The sequence below is a fragment of the bacterium genome, assembly GCA_013360195.1.
Lineage (GTDB): Bacteria > Electryoneota > RPQS01 > RPQS01 > RPQS01 > JABWCQ01.
Window position 1 is genome coordinate 213,635 of the sequence record JABWCQ010000001.1, and the last position, 11,651, is coordinate 225,285.

At 52.2% G+C, this 11,651-nt stretch carries 12 protein-coding genes; 10 read left to right on the forward strand and 2 right to left on the reverse strand.

Features of this window, described 5'->3' with window-relative positions:
• The first annotated feature begins 4 nt into the window (after positions 1-4).
• From atpF to atpC, 10 genes are read left to right on the forward strand one after another with little or no spacing between them, the layout of a single operon-like run.
• Positions 5-499 carry a F0F1 ATP synthase subunit B gene (gene atpF, locus HUU59_00960; protein NUO18006.1) on the forward strand — a complete coding sequence of 165 codons (495 nt, stop codon included), beginning with the start codon at positions 5-7 and terminating at the stop codon, positions 497-499.
• The gene (gene atpH / locus HUU59_00965) at positions 496-1,047 is read left to right on the forward strand and encodes an ATP synthase F1 subunit delta (protein ID NUO18007.1); all 552 of its coding nucleotides are present in this window, start codon (positions 496-498) and stop codon (positions 1,045-1,047) included. The genes atpF and atpH overlap by 4 nt, the downstream gene beginning before the upstream one ends.
• 38 nt (positions 1,048-1,085) lie before the next feature.
• Positions 1,086-2,600, forward strand: coding sequence for a F0F1 ATP synthase subunit alpha (locus HUU59_00970; protein NUO18008.1), 1,515 nt, complete (start codon positions 1,086-1,088; stop codon positions 2,598-2,600).
• Positions 2,601-2,624: 24 nt separating this feature from the next.
• Positions 2,625-3,863, forward strand: coding sequence for a DUF2029 domain-containing protein (locus HUU59_00975; GenBank protein ID NUO18009.1), 1,239 nt, complete (start codon positions 2,625-2,627; stop codon positions 3,861-3,863).
• 43 nt (positions 3,864-3,906) lie between these two features.
• Positions 3,907-4,761: an ATP synthase F1 subunit gamma gene (gene atpG / locus HUU59_00980; GenBank protein NUO18010.1), complete on the forward strand. Its 855-nt coding sequence runs from the start codon at positions 3,907-3,909 to the stop codon at positions 4,759-4,761.
• Between the two features lie 25 nt (positions 4,762-4,786).
• On the forward strand, positions 4,787-5,425 hold the full coding sequence (locus HUU59_00985) for a hypothetical protein (protein NUO18011.1): 639 nt from the start codon (positions 4,787-4,789) through the stop codon (positions 5,423-5,425).
• Between the two features lie 7 nt (positions 5,426-5,432).
• On the forward strand, positions 5,433-6,032 hold the full coding sequence (locus tag HUU59_00990) for an NYN domain-containing protein (protein ID NUO18012.1): 600 nt from the start codon (positions 5,433-5,435) through the stop codon (positions 6,030-6,032).
• Entirely contained in the window at positions 6,029-6,799 is a 771-nt protein-coding gene (locus tag HUU59_00995; protein NUO18013.1) for a DNA alkylation repair protein, read from the forward strand. The genes HUU59_00990 and HUU59_00995 overlap by 4 nt, the downstream gene beginning before the upstream one ends.
• Before the next feature lie 26 nt (positions 6,800-6,825).
• Complete coding sequence (gene atpD / locus HUU59_01000) at positions 6,826-8,286, forward strand: F0F1 ATP synthase subunit beta (GenBank protein NUO18014.1); 1,461 nt, start codon at positions 6,826-6,828, stop codon at positions 8,284-8,286.
• Positions 8,287-8,289: 3 nt separating this feature from the next.
• On the forward strand, positions 8,290-8,700 hold the full coding sequence (atpC, locus tag HUU59_01005; GenBank protein NUO18015.1) for an ATP synthase F1 subunit epsilon: 411 nt from the start codon (positions 8,290-8,292) through the stop codon (positions 8,698-8,700).
• A 76-nt stretch (positions 8,701-8,776) separates the two neighbouring features.
• Here the strand turns inward: atpC and HUU59_01010 are convergent, their stop codons facing one another.
• Entirely contained in the window at positions 8,777-9,748 is a 972-nt protein-coding gene (locus HUU59_01010; GenBank protein ID NUO18016.1) for a hypothetical protein, read from the reverse strand.
• 12 nt (positions 9,749-9,760) lie between these two features.
• Complete coding sequence (locus tag HUU59_01015; protein ID NUO18017.1) at positions 9,761-11,629, reverse strand: hypothetical protein; 1,869 nt, start codon at positions 11,627-11,629, stop codon at positions 9,761-9,763.
• Between the last annotated feature and the right edge of the window lie 22 nt (positions 11,630-11,651).

An 11,651-nucleotide genomic window follows, 5' to 3' on the forward strand; every position in this document is an offset into this window, starting at 1 on the left:
ACTCATGGGCCTGCAAAATATCCTCAATATCGAACCCGGTTCTATTCTATGGACGATCATTACATTCTTGATCGTTGTTTGGATAGTCGGCAAATTCGGCTGGAAGCCAATCATCAAAGGGTTGACGGACCGCGAAAACTCGATCCGCAACGATCTCGAGACAGCAAAGGCTGAACGTGAAAAAGCCGGTGCCTTATTGGCCGACTATCAGCAGGCCATGGCTAATGCCAAGAAGGAAGCCGCGGAGATTATTCAAAAGGCTCAGGATCAAGCTGAAAGGCACCGGGCCGAGATGGAGGTCCTTGCCAAAGAGCAGGGGCAAAAACTGCTGGAAAAGGCTCGTGTCGATATCGAACGCGAATCCGAGTCCGCTAAAGCTGATCTGGCGCGACATGTCGCCGAACTTACTGCCAAGGCAACATCCCGACTCTTGGGACGCGTTATTGATGACAAAGAGCACGAAAAGCTCATTATGGAAGCATTGAAGGAGGACCGTTGAAAGGTTTTGAAGGCGCGCTTGGCCTACGCTACGCTCGTTCTCTCTTTCAAGCTTCCTTGAAAGCGGAGTGCGCCGCCGATGTCGAACGTGATCTTGCTGCAATTGCGGCAATCTACAAGGAAAACCGTGAATTGCCTGTGCTGCTCGCAAGTCCAAGTCTCGGCAACGCCAAGCGTCGTGCCATCCTGATGAGCATCGCTGACAAGGCGGGTTTCTGCGAAATGACTCGCCGGTTTATCGATCTGCTGCTCGAAAAATCTAGACTCGAAATCCTCGAGTCCATTCCAGACCGTTTTCACAAACTCTTTCGTGATCATCAAGGTGAAGTCGAAGTCACGGTGTCAACCGCTGTTCCGCTGTCCGATGCAATGAAGCAAAGTGTCACACAGAGTATCGCCGCCAAAAGCGGTAAGAAACCGGTCGTTACCTATCATGTGAATCCTGCGCTAATCGGCGGGATTGTCGTTCAATATCCCGATCACATTCTCGACGGTTCGCTCGCGCGAAAAGTTCAAGATCTCGGCAAACGCATGGCAGCCGCTGTCTGATTTCTACTATCGAATCTATTTTCTAATTTCCCTGCCCCATGTCCACGAAACTAAAACCCGAAGAAATAACTTCCATACTCAAAGAGCAGATTGCAGACTACAAGTCACTGTCTGCCGTTGATGAAGTAGGCCGAGTCGTCTACGTCGGTGACGGTATCGCCCGCGTCTATGGACTTGACAAGGTCATGTATGGTGAACTCGTCGAATTCCCCGGCGATATTCAAGGAATGGCCTTGAACCTCGAAGAGGACAACGTCGGTTGCGTGCTCTTCGGGTCTGATACCACGGTGAAAGAAGGCGATATCGTCAAACGCACCGGCAAGGTCGTTCAAGTACCGGTCGGCCCTGAATTGGTGGGACGCGTTGTCAATCCCCTCGGTCAGCCGCTTGACGGAAAAGGTCCGATTAACGCCAGGATATATAACCCTGTCGAGCGTATCGCGACGGGTGTGGTCAGCCGCCAGCCCGTGAAAGAGCCGCTGCAAACTGGAATCAAGGCAATTGACGCCATGATTCCTATTGGACGTGGTCAGCGCGAACTCATCATCGGCGATCGCCAAACCGGCAAAACCGCCATTGCGATTGATACTATCATCAATCAAAAGGGGCAGGGCGTTATCTGTATCTATGTCGCTATCGGCCAGAAAGGTTCCACGATTGCCCAGGTGGTGAAGACGCTGGAAGACAACGGCGCAATGGAACACACCATCGTCGTGTCATCCACCGCTGTTGAGCCGGCTCCGCTGCAATTCCTTGCGCCGTACGCTGGCGCCGCTATGGGCGAGTACTTCCGCGACAATGGCAAGCACGCTGTCTGTATCTATGACGACTTGACCAAGCACGCATGGGCATATCGTCAGATGTCGCTACTGCTTCGCCGTCCGCCGGGTCGTGAAGCCTATCCGGGTGACGTGTTCTACCTCCACTCCCGTTTGCTTGAACGCGCGGCTAAACTTAGCGATGCGCTGGGCGGAGGTTCGTTGACCGCACTCCCCATCATTGAAACCCAGGCGGGGGACGTGTCCGCTTACATTCCGACCAACGTGATTTCAATCACTGACGGTCAGATTTTCCTTGAATCGGAACTCTTCTATTCCGGCATTCGTCCCGCCATCAACGTCGGTATTTCAGTTTCACGTGTGGGTGGTAATGCGCAGATTAAAGCGATGCGTCAAGTGGCAGGAAAGCTGCGTCTCGACCTCGCACAGTATCGCGCCCTGGCGGCATTCGCGCAGTTCGCGTCCGACCTGGACAAGGCAACCAAAGCTCAGCTGACTCGTGGCGCCAAGCTCGTCGAAGTGCTCAAACAAGGTCAATACTCACCATGGCCCGTAGAAGAGCAGGTCGCCATTCTTTGGACTGCCGGCCAAGGCTATCTCGATGACGTTGAGGACCGCGATATTGCTCGTTTTCAAGCTGAATACATTAAGTATGTCCGCTCCGTCGGTGCACAGATTCTCGAAGGCATCCGCACGAAAAAGGCGCTTGATGACGATCTCACAGGCAAGCTGAAATCTCTGATTACTGACTTCAAAGCCACTTGGAATAAGTAGTTTCCACATGGGGGCGGCACGCTCGTGAAACGCCCGTCTGATTGGCTGCTCGCAGTAATTCTCGCTGTCGGCGTCTTCCTCTGGCAGCGAAGTTCGTTTGATCTCTGGCATATCGACCTCTTTCACATTCAGCTTGCATCCTATGCGTGGCATTCTGGTCAACCTGAGAGAATGTACACCGATTACGACGGATATGAACGTTGGATTGAGGATTGGTATCGCCCTCAAGCGGACCGACTCGGAGCGTGGGGTGATGAGAATGCCTACTTCTATCCGCCGTTCCTTGCCGGTGTGCTGTCGCCTGTGTCAGATGTCCACGTTTATGTCTGGCGGAATTCACTGTTCGCCATAAATGTAATTCTGCTCTTTGTCTTTGCGTCGCAAATCGTTCGTGCTGTGGGGACGGCATTCTCGTGGCGTGGTTTTCTGTGGGCATTCTCGCTCGTACTGCTGTGCTATCCGATGGCGCGAGCGACCAAGCTGGCGCAAATCGTACCTCTGCTCGCAGTGCTTTTTTGGGAAGGCCTTCTTCGTTTGAAATCCGCCCGTAAAGCGGCGACGGTATTAATTGGCGTTGTGATGGCGGTTAAGATCTTTCCGGCAGGCTGGGTGCTTCTCCCGCTCGTCAAGAGGCAATGGCGATTCGTTCTGGGTATTGCCGGGACCGTAGCTGCGATCTACATTCTTTCCATAACTCTCATGGGTTGGGACATTCACCTCAGATGGTGGGATGCCGTGAGGGAGTTTGGCAGCGTGGTCTATACGTACTTCGGTAATCAGTCGCCGGCAGGCTGGTTTACCAGAGCGGTGCTCGGCAAAAGTCTCTTGGGACAGAACTTCGATCCCTCTCCGCTCATTCAATTTGTCCGGGCTCTTTTTATTCTCGTCTTTCTCGGTGGAACTGTGCTTCTGCTTTGGGTTCATAGAAACTCGGAGTTGCCTTTTTCGCTGGAAAACGGCCTGATGATTTCCGGCCTGCTGCTTTCGCTGCCGGTGACTTGGGAACACTACTTCCTGTTCGTTTTGCCCGCCCTTGGTGCCTTGCTGTATTCAGAGTGGCGGCGCGGAAGAGTTGACACTCAGAGTATCCTGTTAATCGCGGCCGCTTTCTTCTTTACTATGAAGCTGACGCGATTCTACTCCGATTCTGACGTGGGCAAAATCGTCAGCGGAAGCCAATGTTTTGGCCTGATTCTGTTCTGGGTATATTGCGTCAAACGATTGAAAACCGAACAAGGACAAACTCGTATTGCCGGAATCTGATTCGTTTCCCATTTTGAATTTCCAATTTCTTATCTTCTGATATATGGCCGGTCTAAAAACCATTAAACGGCGCATTTCCAGCGTCAAGTCAACGCAGCAGGTCACGCGCGTCATGAAAATGGTCGCCGCCGCTAAACTGCGGCGTGCGCAGGAAAGTATGATGAATGCGCGGCCTTATTCATTGACGCTTCGCGAGGCCATACGAGATCTTTCTGCACACGTCGAGCGGTCGGCACACCCGCTTCTGGAAGTCCGTGAAGTGGATCATGTCGGCATCGTAGTGGTGACGGGAGACCGCGGACTTGCCGGAAGCTTCAATGTCAATATCCTGAAAAAGGCGCAGCAGATTATGCGCGAGAATGCACAGCATCATGTGCATCTCGTTACTGTCGGCAAGAAAGGTACGGAGTTCTTCGCGCGCCGGGGAGCCGATGTCACGGGCCGCATGTCGGGTTTCTTCAATCATCTTGACTTCAATCACGCCGTTGAACTCGGCGAGACTATTACGGCGCAATACTTGAACAGCACCATGGACCGCGTGTACGTGGTCTATAACGAGTTCAAATCTGTCATCCAGCAGCAGGTTACCGTTGAGCAGTTGCTGCCTATTGTGCCGGATCATGAACCTGTTAATGCCGGCACCGAGATTATTTTCGAGCCCAATCAACTCGCGATTCTGAACGCGATTCTTCCCAAGCACGTCAATGTCCAGCTCTGGCGCATTCTGCTTGAGTCTTTCGCGGCTGAAATGGCCGCGCGCATGACCGCTATGGAGAACGCAACCAAGAATGCCGGCGAGCTGATTGACAGCTTGACGTTGACCTACAACAAGGCACGTCAGGCCGCAATCACTGGTGAAATCCTTGAAATTGTGGCCGGAGCTGAAGGCTTGAAATAGGAGCGGCCGGCATTCGACTGCTCCCATGAATTTACCGTTCTTTGATGTAGCCTCCAGCGCCAGGTATCTTTCAGATCTGTTGGCAAATGCCGACCCGCCGTTTGTTTCCGTTTCGGCGACCGGTACAAACTCTGCTGCGCTTGCTGAAGAGCTGAGCCGCCTGAATCCCTTGTTATCGCTGGCCTCGAACCCCGCGGAAGTGGCAATAAGCTGCGATGCCGTTCACTTGCTTCCTCATCACGGGCGTGCTTCATATGTCAAAGAGGTAGTGGCGTCGGCAAAACGGGAAGCGATTATCGTCTGCCCGCTGGGAACAGAGTTACAGAGGACAATCTACCGAAGCCTGCAATCGCTTGCAGCCGAAAAAAATATTGTTGTTCCCGAAATCTCCGATGCGCTTCGTCATGGCCTGCCTACGCCAACGGATGCCGCGAGCTGGGCACATGGATATGCTGATATTGATCTCTTCTATGCGGGAGATGTGGCCTTCTTTCAAGAGCAAAGCACCCGCTTTCTGTCGCAATTCGGACAACCGTTCCTGCTCAAGTCTTTGCGCAAGCTGATTGGCCAAAGTGCACCTGCCGCTATCGAAGCCGATTTGCCTCCCGAAACGGTTCCGATGCGGCGCCATAGGCGTTTATATTTATTGATACGCAAAAGGTAATTTATTAATGCAGCAATTCTCTCGTCGGCGCGTCTCCATCTTCGTTGATGGGGCAAACATGTTCTACACACAGAAGAAAGGTCTCGGCTGGTTCTTTGACCCTGCCAAGCTCCTGAAAGTGCTGCGTGGCGATGATGAATTGACGGACGCCTATTGGTATATGGGTCTGAAGCAGCCGCCCGACCCGCGAGACGAAAACTTCGTTCGCTTTCTCTCCTACGCGGGCTACGTCGTGAGAACCAAAGGTCTGAAAACGATCTATGACAGCGAAACGGGGGAGACCACGCAAAAAGCGAATCTCGACGTCGAAATTGTCATGGACATGTTTAACACGATCGAGAATTTCGATAAGGCGATTCTGCTGTCAGGTGACGGAGACTTTGAACGCGCGCTTGAACTGCTTCGATCGCGAGGCCGACAAATCTGTGTTGTTTCCACGCAAAACTGGATTGCCGCTGAATTGCGGCAGGCCATCGGATCTCACTTTATTGACCTGCAGGACCTTCGTGCGCAGATTGAGCGCTCCGCACCAGAACCGCGTGAACACAAAGCTCTTCCCGAACATCCCGCCGATCCCTTTCGTTCCGGCGGGTTTCCCGCACCGTGAGTGAGAGCTTTGAAAACCGCGACGCGCTGTCTGCAGCTATCTTGACATGTATCGGAAAGTGGCGAGACAGACCCGGCGAAGCGGACCTGCATGCCGCAGATTGCGAACAACTGCTCTCTGAATACTCGGCCGAAGAGTCCTTCCGCATTCTCGAACTTGGAAATTCTGCTGCCGATGCCATCGAGCGGGTTCCCGAATCCGCCGAAGACATCACCCTGAGGCTCGCCGGTTCTCCGGTTGAAGCCGCCCGCGCAGTCGGATGTGTGCTGATTGCCCGCGTCGGAAAGTTCAATCCGAGGACATGGCTTCCGCTGATTAGGCACCTTGCCGATGACGAATCCGCAGGTGTTCGCGATGCGCTGCCGATGATTTTCGACCAAAGGCCTGAGCTTGCTGGATGGTCTGAAATGCATACCGACTATGTCTTCTCGATCTTCGAGGAGTGGCGCACCGATAACAACTATCGCATCCGCCGCATTGTTGCTCGCGGTCTCGTTGGATTCGCCTCGCAGTCCGCCGGGAATGCTGATCGGGTACTCAAGCTGATTGTCCCGCTCTATGAAGACGCTTCCGAGTTCGTGCGCCGCAATGTCGTTTCGGCAATCCGCGAAATCGGCAAATCACAGCCTGACACCGTTTTCAGTTTTCTCGAATCTCGGATTGACGCGGGGTCACCCTATGACCGGGAGCTGATTCCCATGATTCTCGAAGCGTCGTTCGCTCGCAAACAGCCCGAATGGCGTGACGAGATTCTGGCCAAACTTTAATTTTCTGTTCATAACATAAATACCCGATGAAAAACGGTACCATCAAGCAGATCATCGGCGTCGTGATTGACGTCGAATTCACCGACGGCGAACTGCCGCCGCTCTACTCCGCGCTTCACGTCAAAAAGGACGGCGTGCTCATTACCCTCGAAGTGCAGCAGCACCTCGGTGACAACACCGTTCGTGCAGTCGCCATGGACCCGACCGAAGGTCTGACCCGCGGCATGGAAGTCGTCAACACCAACCAGCCCATCAGCGTGCCCGTCGGTGCTGCTGTGCTCGGCCGCATCTTGAACGTGACCGGCGCCCCTGTGGATGAACTCGGTGACGTCAAGGCCGAGAAGCATTACCCCATTCACCGCGCTGCCCCCAAGTTGACCGAATTGAATACGCGCGCCGAAATGCTGGAAACTGGCATCAAGGTCATTGACCTGATTCAGCCCTTCTCAAAAGGCGGCAAGATTGGTCTCTTCGGTGGTGCCGGTGTCGGTAAGACCGTTATCGTGCAGGAACTCATCAACAACATCGCCAAAGAGCACTCCGGTCTTTCAGTCTTCGCCGGCGTCGGTGAACGTACGCGTGAAGGTAATGACCTCCTGCGCGAATTCGTCGAATCCGGCGTTGTTTCCTATGGCAAAGGTTTTGACGCGCACTCCTTTGACCTCACAAAAGTGGACAAGGCTTCGTTGAAAGAGTCCAAAGTGGCAATGGTCTTCGGACAGATGAATGAGCCGCCCGGCTCTCGTTCACGCGTTGCCTTGACAGGCCTGACAATGGCCGAGTATTTCCGTGATGAAGAAGGCCGCGACGTGCTGCTCTTTATTGATAATATCTTCCGCTTCACGCAGGCAGGCTCCGAAGTGTCAGCGCTTCTCGGCCGTATGCCGTCCGCTGTGGGCTATCAGCCTACACTCGCTACCGAAATGGGCGCGTTGCAGGAGCGCATCACTTCAACGAATAAAGGCTCCATTACGTCCGTGCAGGCCGTGTACGTGCCCGCTGACGACTTGACCGACCCCGCTCCGGCAACCACCTTCTTGCACCTCGATGCGACCACCGTGTTGTCCCGTCAAATCGCAGAGTTGGGTATCTATCCGGCCGTCGACCCGCTCGACTCGACGTCACGCATTCTCGATCCGATGGTTGTCGGGCAGGAACATTACGATGTCGCGCGCGGCGTGCAATCAACCCTTCAGCGCTACAAAGACTTGCAGGACATCATCGCGATTCTCGGTATGGACGAACTTTCCGACGATGACAAGCGAGTTGTCGAGCGCGCCCGCAAGATGCAGCGCTTCCTGTCGCAGCCGTTCCACGTCGCCGAGGCCTTTACAGGGCGTCCCGGCGTTTACGTCAAGACTGCCGATACCATCAAGGCTTTCAAGGGAATTCTGAACGGCGATTACGACTATATCAGCGAACAGCACTTCTATATGTGCGGCGGTATTGAAGACGTGATTCGCAATCACGAAAACGCGCAAAAGTAAGTTATGGCCAACACGTTTCATGTTGAGCTGATTACACCCGAAAAACATCTGCTGTCCGCCGATGTCGTGCATGTGCGCGCTCCCGGGTCGGCAGGTGAATTCGGTGTTTTGGCCAACCATGCACCCATGGTCGCAGGGCTTGGCCCCGGTCGTCTGCAGATTGACTTCGCCGACCACAAGGAAGAGTTTGCAATCGGCGGTGGATACTTCACCGTGGACAACAATAAGGCGCTTATCCTTGCAGAAACATGCGTCCGCAAGTCCGACATCGATCTTGATACTGCAAAAAAAAACCGGGCTGATGCACTGAAACGCATCGAAACTGCCGCATCTGCTGCAGAACGCGAAGAAGCACAATCTGCTTTCAAACGCCATAACGCACTCGTTCAAGTCGCTGAGCATAAAGTCGACTAAGTACAAAATTTTACGACCGATTACAAAAGCGGCAGTCTCTGACTGCCGCTTTTGCTATACCTTTTTTCACGTTCCTTCACTTCCAAAACCCGTCTCTTTGGGCGATGAAGTAGTCAAATTCCATCAATGGCCCAACCGCTCTCATGTAAAAACGTTCCACGGGTTCAACCGACTCTGTTGTGTCAGGTAACAGTGGATCCGTCAGATTGTTGAAGAACTTGAAAGCAGAATCATAGGCTTGGAACGTCAACAAACTGTCGCCATGCCACATGTGGAGGTTCGCTTTCGACCACCACCCTGGAACGGACTTCGGATAGACTGTGATGACTTTCTCAATCCAGCTAAGTGCTCCGCTGTAATCACGGCATTTTTTCTGCCGTTCTGCAAGTGCCAGCCACGCATTCACGGTGTCTTGCCCGTCTTCTGGAGACCGATACTCGAAAACTCCGCCGTCATAGAGCACGTTGAGGTATCCCGGAGTCTTGCTCGTGGTACCCAGAGCCAAAACCCACACTCCTTCCGGCAGACCCCATACATTGTAAGCGATTACGTGGGATTGATTCCCCGGGAGAATTGTATCTTGTGGATTGAACGGGTCCAGAGAGTCAACGCACGCCTGCACGCTGTAGGATAGTTTTGTCGAATCAATCACTGGCGCATCCGAAACTATATTCATGGTCGTCTTGTAAAGCCGTGGAGCGAACCACTCATGAGGGTTTTCGCCTATCAACACAATGCTCGAGTCCGTTCGATTGATGAACTGAACCTTGATTTCTAAGGTGTCACAGATTCCCATCATCAAACTACTTGAACGCGGATATCTGAGCATGCTTGGAGCGTAGAACTCATTAGCACGAACACAAGCATTCAGTGCAGAATTGTTCAGCCTGACTGGTGGTAGCAAATTCCGCCATACTTTGCGTTGCGGGTATTGCTCCTCAAAGTACGGATAGACGTCAAACGATGTTGGGAGGACATCAGCAACAATCGTGCAAAAGGAAGTTAGTGTGATAGCAGTAGCTATGCCTGCAAAAGTTAAATGTTTCATGATACGTTCCTCCTACTCGGCTCGAACCGTGAACCGGGATTTATCTTGAGGTGAGAAAGTGGGTGAATTGGGGACCAGACGCCCTGTGCCTAACTCTCTTCTAACAGGACCCATTATTAGCGTATCTGATTCCACAGCTTGTGGGTGGGTTAAACCAACCGCGTGACCAAATTCGTGAGCTACTACAACTCGCAATATATCGAGAGCATCGTCATGCCAATCGAAGTAACTACCAGCCCTGCAATATGGAGAGTCCATGTATTCTCTAAATCTTTCTAGGTTAACAACGATGAAATATGTATTACCTGGGTAGGTTCCCGTTCCTGTCGGATCTGGATGAGGAAATGCAGTTCCTTGTGTTTTTCTTATGGTCCATGCAGGGATCTCACGATAGGAGCCTACGCGCTGAGACCAAGGCCAAAATGATATGACTTGAGCAACGCTCTCGCCGTTGTCATAGAGATTTAGGTTAGAGGTGCTTCCAAGATAAACAAGGGAGTCGATTGGCACAAACCTTGGTGGGTATAGTGTGTGACAGCCTTTTCGCTGGAAAGACGCAGACTTGTTTTGTTGTCTAATTGGATTGGTCGGTACAGATGAGGCTTGTATATTGTAATTGTCCGTGATGTGAACTTGCACTTGGCTGTCCAGCGCGAATATGTGACCGGGATATACTTCATCGAAGAAATCAACTACTTCCGGAAACTCCTCAAGTTCGGGATGAAAGTAAACAAAAACATCCTTGAGTTTTGGATCACATCGAATATGTTCGTAGTTTGTAGTATCGTGTGGCTGAGTAGAGTCTGCCGCAACAAGAAAACCACGATACTCTTCAAAGTTTAACAAGTCGTCGCCGTCAAAAGCTCTTCCACGCATGTGATAGTCATCATCTTCCCATTTCTGGGCAACGGATCCAACTGAATCCGGATGCCCAAACGGCCAATTCTTGCGCAAGTCTGTTCCTGGAAACACTTTCTCTTCCCAAGCATCAGCCAGAAAATCCCCTGTATTACCGGAATATTGCTCGAATCCATCTTCATCTCGCGGAACGGATACATATGATATGGTGTCCCCCAACGATGTCGTCCGTGACATGAAGTTCGATTTCCCCGCCGCGTCCACAAAGGGAGTAACCATGCAATGGGCAGCATAGTCACGGGAAATCAACTCAAGAGTGTGGCTCCCTGTCACAGGCTGCCGCGTTCTTGCAATGATGCTCTTTCTTGACCTCCTTATGGCTTGACCGGCTAAGTCTCTTGCACGCAGAGTGTCCAATGCGTGTTGCCAGCCCGTTGCGCTGAACTGATCATACATGTCTATTTGAGTCAGCGTGTCGATTCGGGGGAAACCGAATCCTCCGCAAAACTCTGTTACATTGTGTTCACCGTAAATCCTGTCCCATCGCAACTCATCTCCGACCAAGTATATACGCAAATTTCCTATGGGCATCGGAAGAAGGATTGTACCGGAAGAGCTCCAGTGTCTTTCCTTTATTACAAAGGTGTCTTGGTCTATAATCTGAAAGTTAAGAGTGTCAAGTCCTCTAAAACTGAAACAGGTGCCAAATTCGCATGGCCAGCGATTACCGCTCTCGTTCTGCATCCAGATACAATTGACTGGATTTATGTTCCCCACACCAGAACTGTCGCGATATGCCCATGCCAAATGAAGCGGGCTCATGTAGTCCCAGCAGCACTCCCCGACATGCCACCCACCGGAGTCAATTTCGCTCCATTCCATGGAGTAGCTCACTCGCACTGAACTAATTATTCCGGAACCATTATTGTGCTCACCGGCAGTGACCGAATAGTCCACAGAGTGTACCGTGACATCCCCGATACCAAAAACCGAACCCGCAAAGACCGTAAGTGCAAAAAACAACTCTCATTGATTTGCTCCTCGA